This window comes from Sorangium sp. So ce887 (genome assembly GCF_051521455.1).
Taxonomy (GTDB): Bacteria; Myxococcota_A; Polyangia; order Polyangiales; family Polyangiaceae; genus Sorangium.
In genome coordinates, this window is record NZ_CP150354.1 from 3991536 (window position 1) to 4017867 (window position 26332).

Annotated in this window: 17 protein-coding genes; 10 read left to right on the forward strand and 7 right to left on the reverse strand. The window is 74.4% G+C overall.

What is annotated here, in order from left to right:
• Positions 1-28: 28 nt before the first annotated feature.
• Positions 29-1771, reverse strand: coding sequence for an OmpA family protein (locus WMF36_RS14880; RefSeq protein WP_437580264.1), 1743 nt, complete (start codon positions 1769-1771; stop codon positions 29-31).
• A 152-nt stretch (positions 1772-1923) separates the two neighbouring features.
• On the opposite strand from WMF36_RS14880, the gene WMF36_RS14885 reads away from it, so the two are divergent.
• The 4 genes from WMF36_RS14885 to WMF36_RS14900 all read left to right on the forward strand — a co-directional run bounded on the left by WMF36_RS14885 (position 1924) and on the right by WMF36_RS14900 (position 7843).
• Positions 1924-2913 carry a PEGA domain-containing protein gene (locus WMF36_RS14885; RefSeq protein WP_437580265.1) on the forward strand — a complete coding sequence of 330 codons (990 nt, stop codon included), beginning with the start codon at positions 1924-1926 and terminating at the stop codon, positions 2911-2913.
• Positions 2913-4895 carry a hypothetical protein gene (locus WMF36_RS14890; protein ID WP_437580266.1) on the forward strand — a complete coding sequence of 661 codons (1983 nt, stop codon included), beginning with the start codon at positions 2913-2915 and terminating at the stop codon, positions 4893-4895. The genes WMF36_RS14885 and WMF36_RS14890 overlap by 1 nt, the downstream gene beginning before the upstream one ends.
• 109 nt (positions 4896-5004) lie before the next feature.
• Positions 5005-5850: a hypothetical protein gene (locus WMF36_RS14895; protein WP_437580267.1), complete on the forward strand. Its 846-nt coding sequence runs from the start codon at positions 5005-5007 to the stop codon at positions 5848-5850.
• A 52-nt stretch (positions 5851-5902) separates the two neighbouring features.
• Positions 5903-7843, forward strand: coding sequence for a S16 family serine protease (locus WMF36_RS14900; RefSeq protein WP_437580268.1), 1941 nt, complete (start codon positions 5903-5905; stop codon positions 7841-7843).
• A 73-nt stretch (positions 7844-7916) separates the two neighbouring features.
• Here the strand turns inward: WMF36_RS14900 and WMF36_RS14905 are convergent, their stop codons facing one another.
• The 4 genes from WMF36_RS14905 to WMF36_RS14920 form a co-directional block, all read right to left on the reverse strand.
• Positions 7917-11870, reverse strand: coding sequence for a UvrD-helicase domain-containing protein (locus WMF36_RS14905; RefSeq protein WP_437580269.1), 3954 nt, complete (start codon positions 11868-11870; stop codon positions 7917-7919).
• Positions 11867-15007 carry a PD-(D/E)XK nuclease family protein gene (locus WMF36_RS14910; RefSeq protein ID WP_437580270.1) on the reverse strand — a complete coding sequence of 1047 codons (3141 nt, stop codon included), beginning with the start codon at positions 15005-15007 and terminating at the stop codon, positions 11867-11869. Before WMF36_RS14910 ends, WMF36_RS14905 begins: the two co-directional genes overlap by 4 nt.
• A gap of 476 nt (positions 15008-15483) precedes the next feature.
• Positions 15484-16317 (reverse strand): type II toxin-antitoxin system RatA family toxin, encoded by an 834-nt coding sequence (locus tag WMF36_RS14915; RefSeq protein ID WP_437580271.1) that lies wholly within the window; start codon positions 16315-16317, stop codon positions 15484-15486.
• Between the two features lie 170 nt (positions 16318-16487).
• Positions 16488-17057 carry a bactofilin family protein gene (locus tag WMF36_RS14920; protein ID WP_437580272.1) on the reverse strand — a complete coding sequence of 190 codons (570 nt, stop codon included), beginning with the start codon at positions 17055-17057 and terminating at the stop codon, positions 16488-16490.
• A gap of 576 nt (positions 17058-17633) precedes the next feature.
• On the opposite strand from WMF36_RS14920, the gene WMF36_RS14925 reads away from it, so the two are divergent.
• Positions 17634-18773 carry a hypothetical protein gene (locus tag WMF36_RS14925; RefSeq protein ID WP_437580273.1) on the forward strand — a complete coding sequence of 380 codons (1140 nt, stop codon included), beginning with the start codon at positions 17634-17636 and terminating at the stop codon, positions 18771-18773.
• A 7-nt stretch (positions 18774-18780) separates the two neighbouring features.
• Here the strand turns inward: WMF36_RS14925 and WMF36_RS14930 are convergent, their stop codons facing one another.
• A complete protein-coding gene (locus tag WMF36_RS14930) occupies positions 18781-19356 on the reverse strand; it encodes a DUF99 family protein (protein ID WP_437580274.1) in 576 nt (191 codons plus the stop codon).
• Between the two features lie 60 nt (positions 19357-19416).
• Here WMF36_RS14930 and WMF36_RS14935 point away from each other — a divergent pair, with 60 nt between their 5' ends.
• The gene (locus tag WMF36_RS14935; RefSeq protein WP_437580275.1) at positions 19417-20082 is read left to right on the forward strand and encodes an AMIN domain-containing protein; all 666 of its coding nucleotides are present in this window, start codon (positions 19417-19419) and stop codon (positions 20080-20082) included.
• A gap of 13 nt (positions 20083-20095) precedes the next feature.
• Here the strand turns inward: WMF36_RS14935 and WMF36_RS14940 are convergent, their stop codons facing one another.
• A complete protein-coding gene (locus WMF36_RS14940) occupies positions 20096-21070 on the reverse strand; it encodes a COX15/CtaA family protein (protein ID WP_437580276.1) in 975 nt (324 codons plus the stop codon).
• Between the two features lie 193 nt (positions 21071-21263).
• Between WMF36_RS14940 and WMF36_RS14945 the strand changes: the two genes are divergently transcribed.
• From WMF36_RS14945 to WMF36_RS14960, 4 genes are all read left to right on the forward strand, one after another.
• The gene (locus tag WMF36_RS14945; RefSeq protein ID WP_437580277.1) at positions 21264-22412 is read left to right on the forward strand and encodes a diguanylate cyclase; all 1149 of its coding nucleotides are present in this window, start codon (positions 21264-21266) and stop codon (positions 22410-22412) included.
• Between the two features lie 22 nt (positions 22413-22434).
• Complete coding sequence (locus WMF36_RS14950) at positions 22435-23922, forward strand: sigma-54-dependent transcriptional regulator (RefSeq protein ID WP_437580278.1); 1488 nt, start codon at positions 22435-22437, stop codon at positions 23920-23922.
• 184 nt (positions 23923-24106) lie between these two features.
• Positions 24107-25378 (forward strand): TolC family protein, encoded by a 1272-nt coding sequence (locus WMF36_RS14955; RefSeq protein ID WP_437580280.1) that lies wholly within the window; start codon positions 24107-24109, stop codon positions 25376-25378.
• Positions 25379-25546: 168 nt separating this feature from the next.
• Entirely contained in the window at positions 25547-26332 is a 786-nt protein-coding gene (locus WMF36_RS14960; RefSeq protein WP_437580282.1) for a cytochrome c biogenesis protein, read from the forward strand.

Consider the following 26332-nt stretch of genomic DNA (forward strand, 5'->3'; position numbering starts at 1 on the left):
CTGGGTGGTGGCCTCACCCGCCCGCGGGTCACTTCGTCTCCAGGACCAGGAGCTCGATCCGCCGGTTTTTCTCCCGCCCGGCCGCGCTCTTGTTGTCCGCGATCGGCTGGCTCGCCCCGTATCCCTTCGCGACCAGCCGCTCGGCCGCGATCCCCTTCTCGACGAGCCTCCTGCGCACCGCTTCCGCGCGCGCCGTCGAGAGCGTCTCGTTGAACCGGGCGTTGCCGGCGCCGTCCGTGTGCGCGCAGACCTCGATCTTCACCCACTCCGGGTGCTGCGCGATCACGTCGTGCACCTCGGCGAGCACCGCCTCGCTCTTCGGATCGATCGGCGCCGGATCGTTCTTCAGCACGCGGAACACGACGGGCTCCAGCAGCACGACCCGCTCCCCCTGCACCCGCACCCGCGTCGGGCAGCCGCGCGCGGCCGCGTCCTCGCTCGCCGGGCCCTTCTCGCGCGGGCACGCATCGGCGTCGTCGAGCAGGCCGTCGCCGTCCTGATCCGCGGGCTTGCTCGGCGCCGCAGGGGGGCAGCCCGGCCGCGTCGCGCCGCCCGCCGCGTCGCCCTTCTCCGCCGGGCACGCGTCGAGCGCGTCGGGCAGGCCGTCGCCGTCCTGGTCCGCGGGACAGCCGCGCCGCGCCGGATCGCCGCCCCCGCCGCCTGCGGCCGTGTCGGGGCACACGTCGTCCGGATCGGCGACGCCGTCCTCGTCCCGGTCCTCCACGGGGCAGCCGTTTCGCCGCGCGTCGGCGCTGGCCAGCCCGTGCGTGTACGGGCACGCGTCCTGGGCGCCGGAGATGCCGTCCGCGTCCGGATCCGGGTCCGCCGCGCGCACGGGAGGGAGCGCAGGCGGAGCCCACGCCACGGTCCCGATCGCGCGGAACGACGGCGCGCCGATCGCCTCCCCGAGGCCCGGACCGGCGGCCGCCCCGACGACGAGGCCCGCGAGCGGGCGGAGCCGGGCGCCAAGCAGGAGCTCGGCGCTCGTGGTCCTCTCCACCGCGACCCGCTCGCGCGCGGTGAGCGACAGCGAGCCGCCCTGCAGCATCGTCTCGGCGTACACCTCCGGGCCGATCTGCAGCCGCTCGTCCCAGAGGAGCACGGCCGCGCCGCCGCCGTACGCGAGCGTCGACGGGTTCTCGGAGCTCCGCATCACCGCGCCGCCCGCGACGCTCCACACCACCCGCGCGACCCGCCCGCCGAGCAGGAGCTGCGGCGTCACGCGCACCGCGCCCTCGCCGACGTACGCGTCCGAGCTGCCCGTGGGCAGGTGCAGGGCCGCGCTCGTGCCGATCTGGAGCGCGTCGCGCTCGTCGCCGAGCAGCCGGACGCGCACGCCGAGGCGCAGGTCGCCGAGCGCGGGGGACGACGGCGCCTCGGGCGCGCCCGCGCCGGCGGCGGACGCGGGGCCGTCGCCGCTCTGGGCCAGCGCGAGCGGGAGAGAGGCCGAGACGAGCAGCCGATCCCAGAGCGAGAGCGAGCCGCCGACGTGGAGGTGCGACTGGCTGCCGACGATCACCCGCTCGGGCGAGGCGCCGTCCGAGAGGGTGAGCGGGTCCTCCGCGTGATCGAACAGGACGAGCCCGCGCGGAACCAGGTGTCCGCCGATGAACGGCGACGGCACGCCGAAGAGCGGGTCGCCCGCGGGGGTCGGCTCGAACCGGCTCAGCGCGACGGCGCCGGGCCCCTCCGCGCGGGCGGACGATGCGCCCAGGGCGATGCCGAGGAGCGCGCTCGCGAGCGCCGCGCCCACCGTGATGAGGCCTCTCATGGGCGCCGGATGGTATCCTCGCGAGCGCAAGCGGAGCAAAGGCGATTTGTCCGCGACGTTTCCATGTTGCTCGCCCGGCGCGCGCATCGGTTAGCATCGCGCTGACCGGAGCGCGGCCCTGCGAGGCCTGCCTCCGCCAGCAAGGAGCATCGATGCGAGGGAAGCCTCTGGGCCAGTGGGGGTGCGCCATCGTGGCCGCGCTCAGCGTGGCGCTCGCGGCGGGCGACGCGGCGGCCCAGCCCGCGCCCGCCGCGCCCGCCGCGCCCGCAGACAAGCCGCTCGCGGCGTCGCTGACCGGGATGGCCAGGGCCGAGCACGGGGCGGGCGCCGCGCTGTTCGACGACGGCGACTACGCGGGCGCGCTCGCGCGGTTCGAGCGCGCCTACGAGCTGTCGCGCGATCACCGCCTGCTCTGGAAGATCGCGCTCTGCCAGAAGAACCTGCGGCGCTACGCGAAGATGCTCGCGACGCTGCGCCGGATGGAGGCGGAGGCGGGCGCCGCGCTGTCGGCCCGCGACAAGAAGGACATCGCCGACCTGATCCAGGCCGCCGGGGCGTTCGTGTCGCGCCTCGAGATCACGGCCAGCGAGCCGGGGGCCACGGTGTTCGTGGACGACGAGCCGGTCGGGACGACGCCGCTCGCGGCGCCGGTGCCGATCGACATCGGCGAGCGCCGCATCCGCGTGTCGAAGCCCGGCTTCGTCGATTTCGTTCGCCGGGAGAAGGTGGTCGGCGGCGGCAGCATCGCCCTCGTGGCGCGGCTCGACCGGGCGGTGCACCGGGGTCGGCTCGTGGTCGCCGCGGGGCGGGACGACCTCATCGCGATCGACGGCAAGGTGGCGGGCAAGGGCCGCTGGGAGGGCCCGGTGGCGAGCGGGACCCACGCGCTGCGCGTGACGGCGCCCGGGATGACGCCGCACGAGGTGCAGGTCCTGGTCCGCGACGAGGAGCTCCGCCGCATCGACGTCTCCCTGGAGCGCGCTCCGGGGCCGGGCGGCGCGAGCAAGTGGCTCTGGATCGGCGGCGGCGCGGCGATCTTCGCCGGCGCGCTCGTCGCGGGCGCGCTGCTCTTCGAGCCGGGGACGCCGGCGGAGCAGGGCAGCCTCGGCACGGTCCCGCTCGGATTTGGAGGGAGACGTTGATGCGCACGAAGCGGACGAGCTCGGTGTCGATGGCGGCGGCGTTCCTCGCGCTCGCGGGGGCGGCGGCGGTCGCGTCCTGCGGCGGGGAGAAGGGGCAGCTCATGGTCGTCTTCCAGACGGACATGTCGCTGCCGAAGGACATCGACACGATCCGGGTCGAGGCGACGCTCGACGGGTCCATCGTCTACGACGAGACCTTCGAGCGACTCGGGGGCGAGGGCTCGATCCGCCTGCCGGCCACGCTCGGCTTCCTTGCCTCCGACGATCCTGCGCAGGCGCTCCGGGTGCGCGTCATCGCGAGCCGCGGCGGCAAGGACGGGGTGCGCCTGCTCCGCGAGGTGCTCACGACGGTGCCCGAGGGTCGCACCGCGACCCTCCACATGCCCATCCAGTTCCTGTGCGACGGCTCGGCCGAGGTCGAGCGCGACGACCAGGGCAACGCGCTGCGCGACGCGCAGGGCAACGTGCTCGTCAAGAACAGCTGTCCCGAGGGCCAGAGCTGCGTCGCCGGCTCGTGCGTGCCGCGCGAGATCGACTCGCGCGCCCTGCCCGAGTTCGAGGCGAAGGCCGTGTTCGGCGGCGGCGACGGCGACAGCGACGGGCTCTGCTTCGACACCGTCCGGTGCTTCGCCGCCGCCGTGTCCGCGCCGGTCGATCTGGAGAGGTTCGCCGCGAACCCCAGCGACTGCGTGGCGAACGCGCCGGGCGGCGAGGTGAACGTCGCGCTCCTCACGCAGGGCGGCGGCATCTGCGGCGAGAGCGCGTGCTACGTCCCGCTCGACGCCGAGAGCGACGCGGGCTTCCGGGTCGAGGAGGGCAACGTCCTCCGGCTGCCCCCCGAGGTGTGCAAGCGAGCGCAACAGGGCAAGCTCGCGGGGATCGCGATCGCGATCGCGGAGGGCGAGGGCGAGGGCGAGGGCGAGGGGACGTGCCGCAAGAAGGGCACGGACCTGCCGACGTGCGGCCCGTGGTCGGCGTCGGGTGGAGGCCAGTACACGGAGCCTGACGCATCGGCGCCGATCCCGGTCGCGGTCGCGCAGGTCCACCCGGTGTCGCTGCGGGTGACCGCGGGCGGCGTGGCCTGGATCTCCGGCACCACCTTCGACGAGGCCGGCATGGCTCGGGCGGACGGGGAGCTGAAGACCGCGCCGCCGGGCGGCGGCGAGCCGCTGTCCCTCGGCGCGGCGCAGGCCTCGCCGAGGGACCTCGCGATCGACGAGGTGCGGCAGCTCGCCTTCTGGACGAACGCGGGGGACGGCACCCTGATGGCGGCCCCGCTCGCGGGCGGCGAGCCGCGCGTGCTGCTCGCGGATCTGAAGCAGCCCGAGGGGCTCTCGCTCTCCGGCGACGCGCTCACCTGGACCGAGCTCTGGGGAGGCGGCGTCTTCAGGGCGCTGCTGAGCGGCAGCGACGCCGAGGTCGCGCTCGGCACACCGGAGGACCTCATGCCGCCCGGCTCGGAGTTCGCGTCCCCGTACCGCGTGGCCAGCGCGGCGGACGCCGTGTGCTGGACCTACCAGGGCACGCTGGGCCAGGAAGACGGCGCGGTGGCGTGCCGCGTGCGAGGCGAGACGCATACGGTCGCCGCCGAGCAGCTCACCCCGCGGGAGATCGCGCTCGACGTGGACGCTCAAGGGAACACGGTGGCGGTCTACTGGGCGAGCTTCGAGGGCGGCAGCGTCTTCCGGGTCGACCTGAGCGGAGAGGCGGTCGGCGAGCCCGAGGAGGTCGTGTCGGATCAGGGCCAGCTGAACGGCGTCGCGGTCGACGCGGAGCACGTCTACTGGACGCGCCGCGACGAGGGGACGGTCGTGCGCATGCCGAAGGGCGGCGGGGACGAGGAGGTGCTCGCCTCGCAGCAGACGCGCCCCGGCGACATCGCGCTGGACGAGACGACGGTCTACTGGATCAACGAGGGATCGCCGGATCAGGAGGACGGCACCCCGGTGAAGGACGGGGCCATCCTGAAGCGCGCGAAGTGATGGCGACCGCGGCCCGCGGGGGCGCGTGCTCGCGCAGCGCGGGGCTCGCGGCGGGCTCGCGCCGCTCGGCGCCTGCGCGCTCGGCGCCGCGTGTGCTATGGCCCGACCCGTGAAGCGCACGGCCCTTCTCCTGTTCACCCTCGCGCTCCCCGCGTGCGGATCGAGCTACGCCCAGCAGGGCCCGAGCGACACGCTCCGGGCGTACGCGCAGGCGCTCCAGGAGGGGCGCGTCGACGCGGCCTACCGGCTGCTCTCGGACGAGGCCAAGCGGTCGATGTCGCTCGAGGCCTTCCGGCGCGCGGTCCGGGACAACCCGGACGACGCGCTCGAGATCGCCCGCGCCATCGCGCGGCCCGCGGCCGATCCGGTGGTGACGGCGACGGTCACCATGCCGAACGGCGAGGAGCTCCTGCTCGTCTTCGAGGGGGGCCGCTGGCGGCTCGACGCGGCGGCGGTCGATCTCTACGGCCAGGCGACGCCCCGGCAGGCGCTGGTGGGGTTCCTGCGGGCGTTCGAGCGAAGGCGCTACGACATCATCATGCGCTACGTTCCCGACGCCGAGAAGGAAGGCCTCGTGGAGCCGGCGGGCGGCGCGCCCGGCGAGGCGGGCGATCTCGGCGAGGCGGGCGCGCTGCGCGGGGAGGGCACGGCGCAGCCCGCAGCCCCCGGAGGCGCGGCGGGGAGCGCGGGCGCTGACGCAGCGCAGAAGCCGGGCGGTCGGCCCGGGACGGTCAGGGGCGCGGTGGGCGCGGCGCAGCTCACCCCCGAGAAGCTGAAGGCCGCCTGGGAGGGGCCGCAGAAGGAGCAGATCAACCGGGTCGTCCAGGCGATCAAGGCGGCGCTGCCGAGCGCGACCATCGAGGAGACGGGGGACAGCGCCTCGATGGCGTACGGCGCCGGTGGCACGGTCGCCTTCACGCGCGAGCACGGGGTCTGGAAGATCAAGGACTTCTAGCGGCTCGCCCGCGTCATGGCTTCGAGAAGAGCGCTGTACTAGGGTTGTCTGCATGCCGACCGGCGATCCTCCTTCGCGAACGCCCCCCTCGCCCGACGCGGACAGCGTCCCGATCCTCCCGCTCCGCAACTCGGTGTTGTTCCCCATGTCGGTCGTGCCGATCAACGTCGGCCGGCCGCGGAGCGTGCGCCTCGTCGAGGATCTCCTCGGCCGCGAGCGCGCGCTGGTCGGCGTGATCAGCCAGCGGTCGCCGGACGTGGACGAGCCGACGTTCAAGGAGCTTTATTCCGTCGGGACCATCGCCCGCGTCGTGAAGGTCATCCGGCTCGGCCCGAACAACTACTCGGTCGTGCTGAACGGGCTCGGCCGCTTCCGCATGAAGGCGGCGTTCTCGCTGGAGCCGTACATGCGCGCGCGGATCGAGCGCATCCCGGAGTCGCTCGTGCGCGACGTGGAGCTCGAGGCGCTCGGCGCGGGCCTGCGCGAGGCGACGCGCGAGGTGCTCGGCCTCATGCCGAACCTGCCGCGCGACACCGCGGGCATCCTCGACAACGTGCGCGAGCCCGGCGCGCTCGCGGATCTCATCGCCTCGAACTTCCCGCAGGCGCAGGCCTCGGTCGGCGACAAGCAGGAGATCCTCGAGGCGTTCGACGTGAAGGCGCGCGTCCGCCTCGTGCTCGCGATGGTCGGCCGGCAGCTCGAGGTGCTGCGGGTGAAGAAGGAGATCTCCTCCATGGTGCAGGAGGAGATGGGCAAATCGCAGCGCGAGTACATCCTCCGGCAGCAGATGAAGTCGATCAAGGAGGAGCTCGGCGAGGGCGGCGACGACGACGAGATCGAGGGCGCGCTGCCCGGGCGCATCCTGCAGGCGCTCAAGAAGGCGGGGACCAAGAACCCGGTGCTCGTGCTCGACGAGGTCGACAAGATGGGCGTCGATCTGCGCGGCGATCCGGCGGCGGCGCTCCTCGAGGTGCTCGATCCCGAGCAGAACTCGACCTTCCAGGATCACTACCTCGACCTGCCGTTCGATCTGTCGCAGGTGATGTTCCTCGCGACGGCGAACAACTGGGACGGCATCCCGGGGCCGCTCGTCGACCGCATGGAGGTCATCGAGGTGCCCGGCTACACGCGGACCGACAAGCTCGGGATCGCGCGGGAGTTCCTTGTGCCGAAGCAGCTGTCGGCGCACGGGCTCACGGACGAGCGGCTGGAGTTCACGGAGCCGGGCATCGCGGCGATCATCGATCACTACACGCGCGAGGCGGGGGTGCGCGGCCTGGAGCGGCAGATCGCGGCGGTGTGCCGCTCGACGGCGGTGAAGGTCGCCGAGGGCCACGACGTGCGCGAGGTGGCGGCGCCCGAGCACGTGGAGCAGGTGCTCGGTCCGCACAAGCACCGCCCCGAGCTCGCCGAGCGGTCGCTCCAGCCCGGGGTCGCGACCGGCCTCGCGTGGACGCCGGCGGGCGGCGAGATCCTCTTCATCGAGGCGACGAAGATGCCGGGCAAGGGCAACGTGGTGCTCACCGGCAACATGCGGAACGTGATGCAGGAGTCGGCGAGCACGGCGGTGAGCTTCGTGCGCAGCAAGGCCGAACGGCTGCACCTCGATCCGGAGTGGCTCAAGGAGATCGATCTGCACGTGCACATCCCGCAGCACGGCACGCCGAAGGACGGGCCGAGCGCGGGGGTGACGATGTTCTCCGCGGTGGCGTCCCTGCTGCTCGGCGTGTCGGTGCGCAGCGACATCGCGATGACGGGGGAGATCTCGCTGCGCGGGCGGGTGATGCCGGTCGGCGGCATCAAGGAGAAGCTGCTCGCGGCGCACCGGGCCGGCATCCGGCACGAGGATGTGCCGCAGGACGTCAAGGACCAGGTCAAGATCACGATGGTGTCCTCGATGGAAGAGATCCTGCCGATCGTCCTGGAGCCGCCGCGGCGCGCGCCGGCGCAGAGCGCGTCGGCGGACGAGGTCGAGGAGCAGGCCGGGGCGTAAGCCGGGGGGCTTCCGAGCGGGGCAGCCCAGGAGCGCGGCGTCGCGCGCGCCACGGCCCGCGCCCGCGAGGCGGCTAACCGTGGCACGCGCGCACGAACCCGCAGCGCAGCCTGCGGCACGCTTCGACCGGGATCCCGTCGAAGCGACCCTCGGCCCTCGCCTCGGAGAAGCGCTCGGCGAGCCGGGCGAGCTCGCGCTCGAACCGCGCATGCTCCTCGTCGGCGATCGAGCCCACGGGGCCCGAGGCCTTGAGCCACACGGGCTCCACCTCGGCGCCGACGAACAGCACACCCGCGCGGATCGGGCGGTCCGGATGGCGCCTCCGCAACGCGAGCGCGTACGCCCGCAGGCGGAGCTCGTAGGGCGCGAGATCCGCCCGAGGTCGCGCGCGCTTGTACTCGATGACATCGACGAGCCCGCTCGGATGCAGCACCACCAGATCGAGCGCGAGCGCCAGCGCGAGCCTCGCCCCGCGCCGCTCTCCGGCGCTCTGGGGGTCGATGTCGAGCACGAGCGCCTCCTCCCGGAGGAGCGCCGCCTCCTCGCCGCGCACCTCCCGCGCATAGGGCCCCCCGAGGAAGCGGGCGATGCCCTCGGCGACGCGCGGCGTGTCCGGGCCATGAGGCGCGAGCCCCTCGAAGGCGAGCCGCGCGACGACGTCCGCAGCCTCGGTCGGTTCACCCCAGCGCGCGCGCGGCCAGCGCTGGAGCACGCGGTGCGCGGCGCGGCCAGGAGGGCGAGGGTCGGCGCCGTCGTCGAGCTCGACACGCTCCTCGCCCGGCAGCTCAGGCGGGCCCTCGACGTCGAACAGGCCGAGCTGGCCCTCGCCCGGGGGCTCGCTGATCCCGAGGAGGTGCCTCAGTCGGAAGCGGCGCGAGCACGCCTGGAACGTCGCGAGCGACGCGGTCGCGATCCGCACGGTCTGCGCGCGCGCAGGCTCCGTCGCCGGCGCCGTCCGGGGGGGCGGCGCGGCGCGCGCGTAAGCGTCGGTGCCAGGGGCCGGCGGCCTGGCCTCCGCGAGCAACGCGCGGGCCTCGAGCGTTGCGCCGATCGTGCCGGCGAGCGGCGCGGGATCCTCGGCGTTCGCCGTCCCCTTCAGCGTGAGCCACGCCGAGCCGCTGCGCGGCTTGACCGCGGCGCCGACGAGCACGAGCTCGCGGCGGGCGCGGGTGATCGCGACGTACGTGAGCCGCTGCCGCTCGGCCCGCTCCCGCGCCCGCACCTCGGCGCGCGCCGCCTGGAGCGCGGGCGTGCTGAGGGGCAACGACGGCCCGTGCGCCGACCCCTCGACGTCGTGGAGCGAGCCGAGCCGCGACGGCCGGTCGACGCGCCGCGCGTGGTGGCGCACGAGCAGGGCGGCAGGGCGGTCCACCGCGGCGGGGATGTAGCTCAGGCCGGGCTGATCCGCGCGGGGCTCCGCGTTGAGATCCAGGAGCACCACGGCCGGGAAATCGAGCCCCTTGCTGGCGTGGATCGTCGTGAGCCGCACGGCGTCGTCCTCGGGTGAGAAGACGGCGGCCTCCGGCTCGTCCGCCTCGTCGCGGATCCGGCGCTCTAGCCAGCGGGCGAAGCTCGCGAGCGAGCCCCCTCGCCGGCGGGCGATGGAGATCAGCCGATCGACGTTGCCGAGCCGGGCCTGGGCGCGGGGGAGCGCGGCGAGGACGCGGTCGAGATCGAACGCGGAGACCGCGGCGCGGATCGCCTCGCCAGGCGTCGAGCGGAGCGCCGCGCGGCGCAGCCCGGCGAAGCGGGCGCGGAACGCCTCGAGGCGCTCGCGATCCGCCGCGGACAGCCGCGCGAGCGCGGGGAGGGGGCGCGCGCCGCCGGGCCCATCGTCCTCCGGCCAGGGCGCCCGGCCCCCCTGCGCCCCGGCGCTGCTCGGCCAGCGGCCGAGCAGCGGGACCGTGAGGCCGCGGCCAGGAGGCGCGAGGACCGCGAGCGCCGTGTCGGAGAGCGCCACCATCGGGCCGCGGAGGACCGTCGCGAGCGCCAGTCGATCGCGCGGATCGAGCAGCAGGCGGAGGATCGCGGCCACGTCGCGCACCTCGGCCGCATCGAAGAGCGCGCGACCCGCCACCACGTACGGGATCTCGAGGCGCGCGAGGGCGAGCTCGACGAGCGGGATCGTGCTCCGGCGCCGGGCGAGCACGGCGACGTCGCGGAACCGCAGATCGCCGCCCGCTGGCTCGGCCGCGCCCGCGCCGCGGACGCGCCGCGCGATGTACGCGGCCGCGATCAGCGCCTCGCGCAGCTGCCCCCGCGCGTCGCGGACGAGCGCGTCGACCCCGTCCGCGGCGCTGCCGTCGTCGTCGATGAGCGCGACCTCCGTCGGGCCCTGCGCGGCCCCGCCCGGCGCCGCGACGAGGTGCTCCGCCGCGCTGTAGGCGATCTCGAACTCGCGCGGCGCGCCCGGGCTGCCGCCGCGCGCCTCGGGGGCGCGATCCTGGGCGAAATCGCGCGCCGAGAACGCGTTGATGAACGCGAGCAGCTCGGGCGTCGACCGGCGGCTCTCGCGGAGCGCGACGAAGTCGGCGCTCGGCTCGGGCGACCACAGGGAAGGCGAGAGCTCGAGCGCGCGGCCCGCGGCGGCGCCCGCGAGCTCCGCGCAGACGCGGCAGAAGATCGACACGTCGGCCCCGCGGAACCCGTAGATGGATTGCTTGCGATCGCCGACCAGAAACAGCCCATGGCCCCACAGGCCGGCCGCCGTCGGGGCGACGCCGGCCGGGCGCGCCCGGGCAGCGTCGTCCTGCTCGCGCAGGAGGTACACGAGATCGCGCTGCACAGCGCTCGTGTCCTGGAACTCGTCGACGAGCAGCACGTCGACCGACCCGCGGACCGCATCGGCGATCGCCGGATCGTCGCGCAGGCCGTCGCGGGCGGCGCGCAGGAGGTCCCCGAACCCGAGGCCGCCCTCGGTGCGGCGGATGGCCGAGAGCCGCTCGCGGATCTCCTCCAGCAGATCGACGATCCGCGCCTCGCGGCGCGACAGCGCCGGCGCCTCGCGGAGGAAGCCGAGCAGCTGCTGCGCCTTGTCGCGGTGGGTCTCGCCAGCCAGCGCCTCCCGGAAGGCGAGGAGCGCCTCGTCGGCCGGCGTGCACTTGCTCTTGTGCGGCTTGCGCTGCGTGAGCAGCTCGACCAGCGGGGCGCTCGCCGCGCTCGCGGGGAAGGGCGCGCCGCCGCCGTCGCGGCCGAGCGCCGCCACGAGCGCGGCCGCCGGCTCGCGGAACGCCGCGCTGCCGAGCGCCGCGCTCTCGGCCGCGAGGCGGTGGAGCTCCAGCGCGAGCGCGCGGGCCTCGGCGGCGTGGTCGGACAGCGAGAGCCGGCGCGGCGTGAGGCCGTCCTCGTCGAGCCGGTCGAGCAGCCGCGTGACCTCGCTCCGCGCGGATTCCACGCTGCCCGTCGCGGCGACGAGCGCGCGCGCGGCATCGGCGCGCTCGCCCCCCTCGGCGAACGCGCGGCTCAGCGCCTCGTCGACCGCGAGATCGCTGAGCGCCTGCGCCTCCTCCTCGTCGAGGATCCGGGCGGAGGGCGAGAGCCCCATCGCGATCGCGTGCCGGTCCACGATCTGCTTGGCGACGCCGTGGAGCGTGTCGATGCGCCCCGCCGGGAGGCGGGCGAGCGCCTCCTCCGCGCGCTTGCGCAGCTCGGCCACGGGCAGCGCCGCGCCGCGCGGGGCGGCGACCGCCGCCTGCCGCGCGCGGAGGATGTCGGCGAAGGGGATGTCCGCCTCGCCGTCCCAGCGGGCGATCTCCCGGAGCGACCGCTCGATGCGGTGGGCGATCTCGCGCGCCGCCGCGCGCGAGAACGTCGTCGCGACGATGCGGTCCGGCGGCACCGGCGGCGCGGCGGACGCGGCGTCGGGCTGGCCGAGGGAGGTGAGGCCCAGCGTGAGCAGCACGTAGAGCGCCGTGAGGCGGTGGGTCTTGCCGGTGCCGGCGCTCGCGGCGACCACGACGTTGCGGCGGAAGGCGTAGATGAGCGCGTCGCCCTCGGCGAGCTCCGCCCCGTGCGGCGCGGGGCTCACGCGACCTCCTCCGCCGCCTCGTCCATCGGCACGACCGCGGGGCGCCGGCACACATCGCGCGCGTCGCAGCGCGCGCACATCGTCGCCAGCGCCGGCCGCGGCGCGGCCTTGCCCTCCCAGAGCGCGACGACCGCCGCCCGCGCCGTGCGCGCGGCCTCCGCCCAGCCCTCGGCGAGCGCGCGCTGCTCCTCGGCCGTGCGCGGCCACAGCTCGATGAGCCCGCGCTGGCGCACGCCGATGTAGACGGCGCGCACCTCCTCGGCGCCCAGCGCGCGCGCTGCGATGGCGCTGTACAGCGGCAGCTGGAGCGCCCGCCGCCGCTCCTTGGCCTCGGGGAGCTTGCCGGTCTTGTAGTCGACGACCCGCACGACGCGCTGGTCGGTCGACCGATCGATCCGGTCGATCTGGCCGTCGACCCACACGCTCGACGCGCCCGCCGTGCCCTCGCCCTCGTCGTCCGACCGGGGGAGCTCGAGCGGCTGCCAGGGGGCCGGCTCACCCGCGCCGAAGCGCCGCTCGGCCAGGAAGAAGCGGAGCTCCGGCGACGACTCCTCCCCGTCGACAGCGCGGACCACGACCTCCAGCACGTCGGCGATGGCCTTCTCGACCGCCTCGCGGCGGAGCGGGGCCATGGGTGCCGAGACGCCGAGCGCCGCCTCGGCCGCCGCGCGCGCGGCCGCGAGCTGCTCGGCCGGATCGCGGTCCGGGCCGAGCTCGCGCAGCGCCTCGAACGACGCCTGCAGGGCGCGGTGGATCAGCGTGCCGCGCTCCCGCGCGTCGGCCGACTCGGCGAGGTCCTCTGCGCGGCGCACGTGCAGCACGCGGCGGGCGAACCCCGCGAACGCGCAGCCCACCGCGCGCTCGATGTGGGTGACCGCGATCGGCCTGTCGGGGTGCGCCCCGCCGATCGCGGCCCGGAGCTGCGCGCCGAGCGCGGGATCCTCGTCGAGCAAGACCCGCCCCGTGTGGAGGTCGATCGGCGCCCGCGGATCCAGGAAGAAGTCCGCGCGGGCGCGCTCGATCCGGATCCGCTCCGCGATGTCCGCCGCCGGCCGCCCGCCGCCCGCGAGGGCGATGAGCTCCGCGTCGCGCGGCCCGAGCGTCGCCGCGTCCGGGGCGACGCGCGAGGCCGGCTCCGTCCGCTGGGGGGCGCCGGCCGCGACGGCCGCCGCGAAGAGCGGGTGCGGCTCGTTCGGCTCGCTGTCGTCCCCCCGCGTGAAGCAGAGGGCGACGCTCCTCGCGCCGGCGAGCGCCCAGCCGAGCTCCGCGCCCTGGGCCGCCTGGCGCTCGCGCCCCGACGCGGGGCGGCACGGCGCCGGCAGCCTCGCGCGGAGCGCCTCGCCGAGCAGCGTCTCGTCGGCGCCCGGGCTGCCGCCGTAGGCGCGCGCCTCGAGCCCGGTCACCACCACCACGTCGTGCTCGAGCGCCGTGACCCCGGCGGCGACGTCGACGCGCACGGCGCCGGCGCGGCCCGCGTCGCCGCGCGGCCCCGCGCCCTGCTCGCCGGCGGCCCGATCGAGCTCCGCGTAGACCTCCGCCGCGGACGCGGGGCGGTCCTCGCAGCCGAGCTCGCGCGCCGCCCGCGCGAGCGCCTCGGCCTGCTCGCGGATCGCGCGCGCGGCCCGCGCGCCCTGGCCCATCGCGTCCATCGCCTCGAGCGCGATCGCGCCGCCGCTCCGCCGCTCGCCGCGCAGCGCCGCGCGGAGCTCCTCGACGCCGGGCTCCCCGAAGCTCAGCTTGTCGAGGAGCGACAGGAAGCGCCGCACGATCTCGGGCCGCGTCGTCGCCTCGCCGATCCAGCGGGCGCTGGCGAGCAGCCGCTCGAGCGCGTGCGGCATCCACGCTTCATCGTCGTCGCCGTGCGCGTCGCCCACGCCGTGCAGCGCCGCCAGGCCGAGATCGAGCTCCGCCTCCTCGATCAGCGCGTCCCGTCCGGCGGTCCGCGGCGGCCCCGCGCGGCGATCGGCGCGGCGGGCTGCCACGACCGAGATGAGGCTCTCGATGAGCAGCCGGCCCGTGCGATCCACCTCGACCGGCACGTCGCGCAGCCGGTGGGCGAGGTCGGCCGAGCGCTTCTCCGCCTCGGCGACGGAGGTGCGGTCCATCCAGGCGCCGGCGTGGACCCCGGGCGCGCGGAGGATCTCGATCGCCTGCTCGCGGCGCACCGGGCCCACGGCGAGGCGGAGGATCGCGAGCGCGACGCGCCCGTCGGGGCAGCTCGCGGCGGCGCGGCCGCGCGGCTCCGAGAAGCGGACGCCCGCGTCGGCCAGCGCGGCGCGGAGCGGCTCGAGCGCGGCGTCGTCGAGCGCGGGCACGACGACGGCGATCCGCTCGGGCGGCACCCCGCGGCCGAGCGCCGCGGCCACCTCGGCGGCGGCGGCGCGCGCCTCGCCCTCCGCGGTCCTCGCGCTGATCGCGGCGAGCGGCTCCGCCTCTCGGTCGGGCACCCACGCGATCTCCGGCGCATCGTCGAGCGAGGCCCAGCGTCGTTCCAGCGCGTCGGCCACGGGCGCCGCGCCGTCGCCCTGGAGCGCGGGCAGCTCGACGGTCACGCCCGCGCCGTCCCGCGCGCGGACGGCGGCGTGGAGCGCCTCGATCCAGGCGAGATCGTCGGGCTCCCAGGCGACGGCGCCGCGGATCGTGACCTTGCGCGGGAGCGGCAGCGCGCTGGCCGCGCCGGCCGCTCGGAGCGCCCGCGCGAGCAGGAACCCTGCGCTGCGCGGGTCCACGAGGTGCGCCACCTGCAGGGCAGCGTCCGCCCGCTCGAGGACCTCGGCGACGGCGAGCGCATAGGCGGTGCCGAGCGCCCGCAGATCCGCCGGGGAGGTCCCGGCGCGCCGGAAGCTCCCGAGGGCGCGGTCCAGGGCGTGCGCGAGCGCGACGCGAGCGGCGGGCTCGGCCGGCTGCCGGAGCCGATCCGGCGGCAGCGCATCGAGGGCGAGCCGCGTGGCGAGGCGGGTCGCCTGCGGGCTCGCCATGGCGACGTCCGGTGCGAGCAGGGCGAGCGCCTCGGAGACGAAGCTCCACCGTGAACGGACTTCCTGAGCCGCGGCGCGCGGGTCGCGCAGGTCGAGCGCGGCGAGCTCGCGCTCGACGTGTCGCTCGGTCGGGACGATGAGGAGGGATGTCCTGATCACCACCACGAGACGGCCAGCTGCCGCTCCTGGGAAGCGCAGGCGCCCCACGCGGCAGGACGCTGGGCGGGCGCCGGCGCGCCTGGATGCTCGTCCGGCAAGGGATACCTCACCGCACAGGCTTTACTTCATGCATCCGTCCCCTCGCAACCTCTGCCGGGCGCATGGCTTGTTGAAAAACTCCCGCAGAATGTGGGAATTCTTGTGGGAAGATCGGAAAGCGTGTTGAAAAGCCTGTTGAGAACCACGGACGGTCCGGGCAGCGATCCTCTGTAGGCCTGCGGAATTGCAAGCAACCGGGCGCATCGGGGCACGCCCGGGGCGCTCCTCGGTTATCAACAGGCTCGGCGGTGCGCGGCGGCGTATCGGCGGCGGCGGGGCTTCACGACGGGAGTCATGAGCAGCCTCGATGGCGGCAGGGGGGGAAGGCGGGTGGCCTGGGCGCTCTGTCGGGAGATGCCCAGTCGGCGGAAGGGGAGCTACCGGCGCGCCATGTCCTTCTGGCGGCGCACGCTGTCGCCATCGGCCGGCGGCCGGTCGGACACGGACTCTGGCGGCGGGGCGGGAGCCGCCGGCGTGAGGTTCTGTTCGCCGGCTTGCGCGACCGGGGCGGAGCCGCTCGGGGCGGTCGCGGGCGCGCTCGCGGCGGCGCCGGGCGATGCGCCGGGGGCGGCGGCCGTGGTGCTCGCCTGCGCGCTGGCGGGCGCCGCGGCCTGTGCGCGAGTCCGCACCGCGGTCACCGCCTTGTCGGCCGCCCTGGCGAGCTGCGTGGTGACGACCGAGGCCGGGAAGGGGAGCTTCGGGTCGACGAAGAGCTCGAGCTTCACGATGGTGTGGTGCTCATCGACGGCGCGGAGCCGCCACCGGGCGCGGAAATCGGAGACGTTGCCGCGCTTGTAACGCCCGGAGATCACCTCGTCGGCGCCGTCCTTCGTGGGCGGCGACATGTCGGCGACGGTCCAGATGTGCGCGGCGCCGTTCAGGATTGGCACCTGGAGATAGACCTCGCTCGTGCCTTTGCGCTTCGCGAGCACGCGGCTCTGGTCAAAGGAGCTGATGAAGGTCTTGTAGCTGCCGTAGGAGGTGACGAGCTTCCGGACGGCCGGCAGGGGCGCTTTGACGAGGATCGCTGCGCCCCCTGTGTCGATCGCGGAGGCCGGCCCGGTGGTCTTCAGGGTGTACCGGAGCGCCTTGCCGAGCGACGCGAGCTTCTCCGACTCGGCGTCGGCGGCGCGGGCCATGCGTGGCGAGAGCGAGAGGGCGAGGACGGCGAGCGAGAAGGCGATCAGGGACAGGGACCACAACTTCTTCATGGACTCTCCTGTGCGAGCAGCGTCCGTCGGTGTGTGGGCTGCCGGCCACGTCGTGGGCGTGCGCCTCGGGCGGGCGAGAGCGCAGCCACTCACTACATGTACCTCGCTGAGCGGGCAGCCGCACCCCTGCACGTTACAGAAATTGTGCGATCTTCGACGGAGGTCGGAATTCAGCGGTCGGCGTCGGAGCGCTTCGCGGCGGCGCCGCGCTGCGCGGCGCTGCCGCTGTCCTCGGCGGCCCTCGCAGCTTGTCCGATGGCGTCGGCGTCGGGCTCGGAGGACGCCGCGGGCGGCCGCAGAGGCCGCTCGCCCGGCTCTTCCTCGAGAGGCGCCATCTTGCAGGAGCCGTCGAACTGCACGCCGCGATCGATGAAGATGGCGGGCGCGTGCAGCGCGCCGGTCACCTTGGAGGGCGCGTAGAGCTCGATGGCGTCGCGGGCGCGGATGCTCGCCTGGACCTCGCCGCCCGTGACGATGCACGTGACCACGTGGATCTCCCCGATCACGAGCGCGCCGTCGCCGATCACGAGCACGTCTTCGCCGCGGATCTCCCCGCGGAAGCTGCCGTCGATGCGCACCCGGCCCTCGAAGAAGAGCTTGCCTTCGAAGTGCGTGCCGCGGCCCAGGAGGGCGTTGATCTCGGTGGGTCGGAGGCCCCCTGCGTCGTCGCCGCGGCGGCCTCCGGGGGATGGCGACGAGAGGGGCGAGTCCCTGTCGCCCGGGAAGGACATCGGCTCCATGGCCCGTTGGCTTACTTCAGGCATCGTCACATTCGCAACGGGGGCGCGCGTCAGCGGGGTAACGCGCCCTCGGCTGTAGCCAAAAATGCTCAATTGTTTCGAGTATTTGACGTCCGATTGAGGCAGGGTACGTTTTCTGCAGAGGGGGCCGACCGAGCAGGGTTCCCGGCGGGCTGAACGCCGGGGGCTGTGCGGACCGCGGGCGGACGTCTGGCCGGGCGCGCGGTGGAGCGTGAGGGTCCGAAGCGACCAGGAGAGGGAGTGGAGATGACGTTCCGATCGTTGCTTGTGGCTGCCGGTATCCTGGGCAGCATCTCGGTGGCGTCCGCGCAGACGCCGCCCGAGCCGCCGAAAGCTCCGCCGGCCGATCCGGCTCCGCCCGCCGAGCAAGCTCAGCCGACCGCTCCGGCGCCTGCTGCCCCGGAAGCCTCCCCGCCTGCTCCCGGTGCCCCAGCCGCTCCCGGTGCCCCAGCCGCTCCCGGTGCCCCTACCGCTCCCGGTGCCCCTGGCGTTGCTGCCGGGCCCGTTGCTGCTCCGCCCGCCGAGCCGGCGCCCCCCGCGGAGCCGGCGCCTCCGGTGGAGCCGCCGTCCCCCAGGACGACGCTGGTACCCGACGCAGGGCCGGTCCCTTCGCCCGCGGTGCAGTGGAGCCAGGGCACCGCGGCCGACGCCGTGCTGGAGGAGGAAGAGGAGACGACCCTGCGCTGGCGCGCGTCGACGTTCACCTGGAACCAGGGCGGCAGCACGACCCTCTTCGGCGTTGGCGGGGAGTACATCCCTGCCGACCAGGTCTACGGCTGGGACTTCACTTTCCGGCCGAACTTCTATGTGCTCGATCGGCCGAAGGACAAGGTGTCGGTGTCCGCCGAGATCGGCTGGGTCACCGAGCTCACGAACAGCGACATCACGACGTATTACCGAGAGCCGCAGTTCAAGGACGTCGCGCTCAACGGCCGGTACAGCCGCGAACTCTGGGAGAGCGGCGGCGCGAACCGAGGCGAGTACAAGACCGACGCCGCCATGCGGCTGCGGTTGATCCTGCCGACCTCCCCGGCGAGCTGGAACGCTGGCAAGTACTTCACGGTGTCGGTCGGCCCGCAGATCATCCAGAAGATCAAGCTCCTCGGCTCGAAGGCGGACGGGCTCAACAACGTGACGGCGACGTTCGGCGTGAGCTACGCCCACCTGTTTTCGGAGTCGTACACGGCGGTCAACGGGGAACCCGTGCGAGAGCGGATGACCCCGAGCGGTGAGGTGGCGCCCGATGACCAGCTGACCGGGGCTTCCTTGGCGCTCGATCGCCTGTCCACGAGCCTCCAGGTCGACCTGCCGCTCTACAAGGACCTCTCCCTGGGGACGAGCTTCGCGCTGCTCAGCGACTTCAAGCACGAGTTGAAGGGGGGATGTGTCACGACGGCGACCGGCTGCGCCCCGTTCGACAGCTCCCAAGGGCCCACCTACGCTCCCCAGACGGCCTTCGACGTCAGCTTGAATTACCCGATCTTCGAGGTTGTCGACCTCACACTCGGGTACAACAACACCAACCTGCAGCTCGGCTATGACGGCCAGCGGCGGAACTTCTTCTACAGCCCCGAAGCTCAGTTCTATCTCGACATCACCGCCAACCTCGACGTCATCTACTCGAAGGTGACCGGGCGCGGTAAGAAGGTCGAGAAGCCGGGCACCGCCAGCGCCCCCAGCCGGCGGCAGCTCTAGCGCCCCGTCACGCGCGCCCGCGGCTCTCGCCGGTGGTCAGCCCGCCGGCGATGAGGTGCGCGGCGCGCAGGGGCTCGGGGAGATGGCCGTGCACGGAGAGCCGCGAGATCAGCGCGCTCGTGTCCTCCAGCGAGATCCCGGCGCGCTGCACGTACACGCCCGAGACGGGCTCCATCGGGCCGGCGCGCTCGATGAGCGCCCACTTGCGGCGCCCTCCCCGGACGCGCGTCAGGAGCGCGTCGCGGATCGCGTCGAGGTTCGGGAGGCGCCGCGCCACCACCACGATCGGGAGGGCGAGGGCGTCGCGCAGCGCCGCGATGTCGACCACGTTGAACCCCGCCACCGCGATGCCCTGGAGCATGACCACCTGCGCCTGAGCGTAGAAGCGGGAGCCGCGGATCATCGCGGCAATCGCCGGCGTGGCGTTCCGTCCGTCACGGCGGACGCGGGTCGAGAGCACCCCCTCGAGGCGCAGCCCCGCGAAGACGGTCCCGACGATCGGCACGTCGCCGCGGTGGTCGCGGGCGAACGGCGCGTCGTCGACGCCGATGACGTGCGAGAGGCGGGCGACGCGAGGCGGCACGTGTCGAGCTTAACGTGCTGCCGTCTTCTCCGGGCCAGGCGGTCGTGCTGTACTGGTTCGGTGCGACCTCCCCGGCATCTCTCGCTGAGCTTCTCGCTGGCCCTCGGTCTCGCCTCGCCGCTGGCCCTCGCGCAGGGCGCTCCGGCCGCCACGCAGGCCGCCGCCCCGGCGCCGGCGAAGCCCGCCGCCCCGCAGAAGACGGCGGCCGGCGCCGCGCAGGCCACCCGGAAGCGCGCCCCCCGCGCGCGCAAGCCGAAGCCGAAGGAGGCGCCGCTGGAGTTCACCGGGCGGCCGGTCGCCACCTTCCCCGGCTTCCGCATGCTCCCGACCGGGGGCTCGCGCGTCTTCGTGCAGATCCAGGGCGGCAAGGTCGACGTCGCCGAGTCGAAGGCCGCGGGACGCCTCGTCTACCGGATGAAGGGGGCGGGGGCGATCCAGACGAACCGCTTCCCTCTCGTCACCTCGTTCTTCGCGACCCCGGTGGCCCAGGTGCAGCTCGTCGACCAGGGCAACGACCTCGACATGGTGATCGACCTGCGCGCGCAGACCGACGCGACCTACCGCGTGGTCGAGACCGATCAGGGGATCGTGCTCCAGGTCGACTTCCCCCCGTCCATCCCCGAGCAGCGCGCCCCGGCGCAGGCCGAAGAAAAGCAAAAGCGCGCCGTCCGCCGCACGATCTCGCAGGAGCCCGCGGGCAGCGACGAGAGCTCGACCGAGTTCTAGCGCGCGCGTCGGGCTACCCCAGGGTGGCGACCGCCTCCGGCTGCGCCTTCTCCCCGCGCGGGCCCGCGTCCGCCGCCGCGGCCGGCTCGCTCAGCGCGGCGGCCGCGAGCGTGACGAGGACCATCCACAGCGCATCGGCGAGCAGGAGGTGGACGAGCTGCATCCACACCGGCGCGAGCAGCAGGAGGTTGAGGACCCCCGCGCCGATCTGCAGCAGAACGAGCCCTCCGGTCGCCGCCCCGAGCCGCTCGACAAGCGGCGAGGGGCGCCGGGCCGCGACCGCGCCGCGGGCGTAGAGCAGGTAAACGCTCACCACCGCCGCCACGACCGGGTGCAGCACGCGCAGCGACTCAAGGAAGTGCGCCGTGGGCGAGAAATCCTGCGCGAGCCCCTCGCGGAGCGAGCCCGCCGCGAAGAGCGTGTCGCCGAGCGCCGCGATGGCCCCCGTCACCCCCACCGCGAGGACGCCCAGGAGCGCTGCGGCGAGCAGCGCGCCCGTCGCGCCCTGGCCGCGCAGGCGCACGCGCCGGCCCCCGCGCGCCCAGTAGAGCGTGCACGTCATGGCGCCCACCAGCAGGAACGTGTTGATGAGGTGCACGGCCATCCAGAGCGCGCGGGCCGCCGACGCGTCGTTGGCGACGTACTCGAGCAGGACGATGCCGGCGCCGACCGCCGCCTCGGTGACCATGAGCAGCATCGATGCGGCCGCGCCGCCGCGCACCGGGTGGCCCGCCGGGTAGGCGACCAGGGCCCAGACGAGCTGCAGCGCGACGAGCAGGAAGGCGACGCCCGAGGTGGCGCGGTGCGTGAACTCGATGAAGGTCGCCGCGCTCGGAGAACGTGGGATGACGTCGCCGTTGCACGTCGGCCAGTGGCTGCCGCAGCCCGCCCCCGAGCCTGTCGCGCGCACGAACGCGCCCCACACGATCACGCCGAGCGTGAAGGCCAGCGCGACCGCCGCGAGCTTCCAGAACCGCGCCTGATTCATGCGGGGGTCCTTACCGCGAAACCAGGGCGATGACAGCCCGCGCGCGACAGGCAACGCGCGCGCAATCCATGCGAGGGCCGGCGCGGCGCGCCGGCGCGGCGCCGGCCAGCGGACCGCGTGACCGGCGACGAGGCGGCTTCCGCCGTCGTGCGATCTCGTTGCGCCCGGCCCCGCCCGAAGGGAGGATGTGCCCGTGCCGAACAGCGAGGACATCCGTGGCGCTCCGCTCTCTGTGCCGGCCGAGCTCCTGAGCAGCCGACCGGCCAGGATCGTGGTCGCCGACGACGACCGCCTCGCGCGCCAGATGCTGGTGAGCATCCTCCAGAAGGCCGGCTTCCAGGTCGAGGCGGTCGACGACGGCCAGGAGGCGATCGAGCTCATCGGCCGGGGAGGGGTCGACCTCGCCCTCCTCGACATCGTGATGCCCCGGCTCACGGGCCTCGAGGCGTGCCGGCTGCTCAAGAGCATGACCGCAGAGACGTTCCTCCCCGTCGTGCTGGTCACCGTGAAGACCGACACCGCGAGCCGGGTCGAGGGGCTCAAGATCGGCGCCGACGATTACGTGTGCAAGCCGTTCGAGGAGGAGGAGCTGCTCGCGCGGGTCGGGGCGATGCTCCGGATCAAGCGGCTGCACGACCACGTCGCGGCGCAGCGCGCCTACCTGGAGCAGCTCTCCATCCACGACGAGATGACCGGGCTCTACAACTACCGCTACCTCTTCACGCGGCTCAACGAGGAGTTCAAGCGCGCGGAGCGCTACCACGAGCCGTTCGCCTGCGTGCTCGTCGACATCGACCGGCTGAAGGCGATGAACGAGATCGGGGGGCGCACGCTCGGCGACGCGGTGATCCGGCGCGTCGCCGACGGGATCCGCCGCTCGGTCCGGGAGGTCGACGTGATCGCGCGCTACGGCGGCGAGGAGTTCCTCATCGTCCTGCCGAGCACGCACTTCGCCGGGTCGCTGACCGTGGCCGAGCGGATCTGGCGCGAGGCCTCCGGCAACCCGGTCGAGTTCGGCGGCGCGTCGAGGCCGTGCAGCGTGTCGATCGGCGTCTCGCTCTACCCCTCGCGCGACGTCCGCTCCAAGGACGCGCTCATCCGCGCCGCGGAGAGCGCGCTCCACCAGGCGAAGCGCGAGGGCGGCAACCGGATCTGCGTCTTCCAGCAGCACGGCCAGATCTACACGCCGACCGGGAGCGCCGAGCCGCCGCCCCCGCCGCCCCCGGGCAAGCTCCGGCGGTCCAGCGATCCCGCCTTCGCCGCGGTCCAGGACGAGCCGAGGGAGCCGCAGACGCGCCGGGGCGCCGATCTCGCGCCGCTCACCTCACGCAAGCCCATCTGATCCTGCCCCGCCGCCCCGCCTCGTGAACGCCAGAGCTCGCGCCCGTATCCTCCTCGTCGACGACGAGCCGGCCCAGCGCCGCGGCCTCGCGCGCGCGCTCGTGCGCGACTTCGACGTCCTCACCGCGGAGGACGGCCCCGCGGCGCTCGGGCTGCTCGCGACCACCCGCGTCGAGGCGGTGCTGCTCGACCTCGCCATGCCGCGCATGAGCGGCGCCGAGGTGCTCGACCAGATCAAGGCGGCGTACCCCGACGTCGAGGTCGTGGTGATGGCCGGCCACGACGAGGTCGACGCCGCGGTCGCGGCCGTGCGCGCCGGCGCATACGCGTTCGTGATGAAGCCCGTCGAGCCGGAGGCGGCGCTCTCGATCGCGATCGAGCGCGCCATCGAGCGCCGGCGGCTCGCCGAGCGCGCGAGGGCCCTCGAGGAGCGCGTCGGCGAGCACGAGCAGCTCGGCGAGGTGATCGCGAGCTCCGCCGCGATGCAGGACGCAACCCGGCGAGCGCTCGGCGTGGCGTCCGTGGGCGCGCCCATCCTGCTGTCGGGCGAGCGCGGGACGGGCAAGGAGCTCGTCGCGCGCGCCGTCCACCGGCGCGGGCCGCGCGCCGGGCGGCGGTTCGTCGCGGTCGACTGCAGCGCGCTCCCGGCGCCGCGCGCCGAGGAGGAGCTCTTCGGCGGGGAGCGCGAGACCTCGCCAGACGGGCGCGCCGGCGGGGGCCTGATCGAGGCGGCGGACAGCGGCACGCTCTTCCTCGACGAGGTCTCGGCGCTGCCGCTCGCGGCGCAGGCCAGGCTGCTGCGGGTCCTCACGCGCGGCGAGGTCGCGGGGCCGGGGGGCGAGCCGCGCCGCGTCGACGTCCGTGTCATCGCGTCGACGTGCGCCGATCTGAGGGAGCGCGCCGCCGCCGGCCAGTTCCGGGAGGATCTCCTGTACCGCCTCGGCGTCATCGTCATCGAGCTGCCGCCGCTCCGGCGGCGCCGGGAGGACATCGCGCTGCTCGCGAGCCACTTCCTGCGCCGGTGCGCGCGCAGGCACGAGCGGGACGTCAAGCGGATCGGCCCCGAGGCGGCGCGCCTCCTGCGCGAGCACGCCTGGCCGGGCAACGTGGGCGAGCTCGAGAGCGCGATCGAGCACGCCGTGCTCTCCGCGCGCGGCGACGCGATCCTGCCCGCGGATCTGCCGCCCTCGGTGTCGGGGCGCGCGGGGCCGGATCGGCGCCCTCCGAGGGACGCGCTCGTCCTGCCCGCGCAGCTCTGCGAGCTCCCGTACGCGGAGGCCAAGGAGCGCGCCATCGACGCGTTCGATCAGATCTACATCGGGCGCCTGCTGCAGCGCACGGGCAACAACCTCAGCGAGGCGGCGCGCCAGGCGGGTATGGACCGCTCGAATTTCCGGAGGCTCAAGAAAAAGGTCGCGTCGAGGGGAGACGAGGCGGCCGAGGGGGACGGGGCGGGGGACGTGGAAGAGGCGGGGACAGCGGCGGCGCCGGACGGGGACGAGGCGGGCTGACGCGCGCGGCGGGCGCCGTGCGCCGCGCGAGCGCGTGGCCGGCTCGTGCTACGTTGCGCCGAAAATGGCCCGACGCGCTGCACGAGGTGCCCTTGCCGCCGCCGCCGTCTCCCTCGCGGTCCGGCTCGCCCCGCTCCCCGCTGCCGCCGCCGACACCGGCGGGGCTCCCCCGAGACAGGCGGCGATGATCCACGATCTCCCCCGCGTCCTCGCGCTCGCCGACCGCAATCACCCGCACGTCCTCGCCGCCCGCGCGAAGCTCAACCAGGTCCGCGCGCAGCTCGACGAGGCCCGCTACGCCCCGTTCTCGCAGTTCAAGCTGACCGGCGGCGTCGCGCTCGCGCCGACCGTCCGCGGCAACAACATCTTCAGCCCGAACACCGACGTCTCGCTCACCTCGAGCCTCGGGGTCGCCTGGCGCGCCAACATCGACGGCGTGGTGCCGCTCTGGACCTTCGGGAAGATCACGAGCCTCTGGGACGCCGCCGAGGCGAACGTCCGCGTGAACCAGGCGAACGTGGAGAAGGAGCGGGACGTGGTGCGGCTCGACGTCCGCAAGGCCTACTTCGGCCTCCAGCTCGCGCGCGACTCGCGGAGCCTGCTCACGGACGTGAGGACCGAGATGGACAAGGCGCTCCGCCGCCTGGAGGAGCAGGTCGAGAGCGACGAGGGCGATCCGATCGAGCTGCTCAAGCTCCAGACCTTCGGGGCCGAGCTCGAGGCGCGCGGGGCGGAGGTCGAAAAGTACGTCTCGGTCGCGCTGGCGGGGCTGCGCTTCTACACGGGCGTCGCGGACCTCGACATCCCCGACGTCCCGATCCGCCCGCCGAAGCACCGGCTCGGGCACGTCAGCCGATACCTGACCGCGGCGCGCCTGTACCGGCCGGAGCTCGCGCAGGCGCGCGCGGGCCTCGACGCGAGGTCCGCGCAGGTGCGGCTCGCGCGCGCGCAGCTGTTCCCCGACATCGGCATCGGCCTGCAGGCCGGGGTGAGCGCCGCGCCCGAGGTCGCGGATCAGCTGAACCCGTTCACGAGCGACCCCGGCAACTACTTCCACTACGGCGCCGCGCTCGTGCTGCAATGGAAGCTCGACCTGCTCCCGCAGTCGGCGCGCATCCGCTTCGCCGAGGCGCAGCTCGAGGAGATGGCCGCGACGCAGCGCTTCGCCATGGGCGGGGTCGCGACCGAGGTCGAGACCGCCTACGCCGAGGTCGTGGAGGCCCAGAAGCGTCTCGCGGCCTACACGAAGGCGGCCAGGTACGGGAAGCGCTGGCTCGTGATGGTGCAGACAGGAATCGACGTCGGGACGATGGCGGAGAAGGACTTGATTGATCCAGCCAAGGCGTACGCCACGAACCGCTTCAGCCAGCTGAACGCGACGATGGAGCTCGACATGGCGATGTCGCGCCTCGCGAAGGCGACCGGCTGGGACGCGATCGCTCCGGACGGTACTTGACCGAGGGGGCGGCCGCGCTGAGCGCGGGGATCGCCTCGCCTCGGCCTCCCGCCCCTCGCCGCCCCTCGCCGACCTTCGCCGCCGCCTCGCCGCCCTTCGCCCGCCCCGCGTCCGACCCCAACCGCGGCTTGAACGCGACCGTCCTTGGCACTACGGTGGCGCGCCAGCATGGGAGCCAACGACGAGCGGGTGCCGCGCAGGGTGGCTTTGGCAGCGAGCGGGGATGCGGCGGCGGGCGGCGTGCGCGGCGCGTCGGGAGGCTCCAGCATCGCCTTCTCGGTCCTGCTCGCCGCGTCGGCCCTCGCCATCATCGGCACCCTCCATTTCGTCGCCTACGTCGTGCCGACGGAGGCCTCGATGGGGATCGTGCAGAAGATCTTCTACTTCCACGCCCCGGCCGGGTACGCGATGTACCTCGGCGCGACCGCCTGCTTCATCGGCTCCGCCGGCTACCTCGCGCGCGGCACGCAGTGGTGGGACTCGCTGGCGAAATCCGGCGCGCAGGTCGCCGTGGCGATGGGCCTGATCGTCCTCATCACCGGCCCGCTCTGGGCCGCCAAGGCGTGGGGCGTGTACTGGACGTGGGACCCGCGCCTGACGACCTCGCTGCTCAGCGTCCTTATCTACATCGCCTATGTCGTGCTCCGCGCCTTCACGGGCGACAGCGATGCCGAGCGCAAGTTCGCCGCGGCCCTCGGCGTCCTCGGCGCGGCGAACCTGCCGATCATCCATTATTCGGTGAAGATGTGGGGCGGCAACCACCCCACGGTCATCACGGGCAAGGGCGGCGGCCTCGGGCACCCGGACATGAAGCTGGCGCTCGGCCTCGGCTTCCTCTCCTTCACCCTGCTCTCCCTCGCGCTCCTGTGGGCGCGCCTCCGCGTCGATCTCGCGTCGGCGCGGCTCGCGGAGCTCGAGCAAGAGGCCCTCGAAGTCGGCATCGGAGAGGACTGA

What these genes read in the sequence shown, in the direction of transcription:
- WMF36_RS14960 (WP_437580282.1), top strand. Translation starts at nt 25,547, where the DNA reads ATGGGAGCCAACGACGAGCGGGTGCCGCGCAGGGTGGCTTTGGCAGCG.
- WMF36_RS14890 (WP_437580266.1), top strand. Translation starts at nt 2,913, where the DNA reads ATGCGCACGAAGCGGACGAGCTCGGTGTCGATGGCGGCGGCGTTCCTC.
- WMF36_RS14885 (WP_437580265.1), top strand. Translation starts at nt 1,924, where the DNA reads ATGCGAGGGAAGCCTCTGGGCCAGTGGGGGTGCGCCATCGTGGCCGCG.
- WMF36_RS14940 (WP_437580276.1), bottom strand. Translation starts at nt 21,070, where the DNA reads ATGAATCAGGCGCGGTTCTGGAAGCTCGCGGCGGTCGCGCTGGCCTTC.
- WMF36_RS14900 (WP_437580268.1), top strand. Translation starts at nt 5,903, where the DNA reads ATGCCGACCGGCGATCCTCCTTCGCGAACGCCCCCCTCGCCCGACGCG.
- WMF36_RS14880 (WP_437580264.1), bottom strand. Translation starts at nt 1,771, where the DNA reads ATGAGAGGCCTCATCACGGTGGGCGCGGCGCTCGCGAGCGCGCTCCTC.
- WMF36_RS14955 (WP_437580280.1), top strand. Translation starts at nt 24,107, where the DNA reads ATGATCCACGATCTCCCCCGCGTCCTCGCGCTCGCCGACCGCAATCAC.
- WMF36_RS14915 (WP_437580271.1), bottom strand. Translation starts at nt 16,317, where the DNA reads ATGAAGAAGTTGTGGTCCCTGTCCCTGATCGCCTTCTCGCTCGCCGTC.
- WMF36_RS14920 (WP_437580272.1), bottom strand. Translation starts at nt 17,057, where the DNA reads ATGGAGCCGATGTCCTTCCCGGGCGACAGGGACTCGCCCCTCTCGTCG.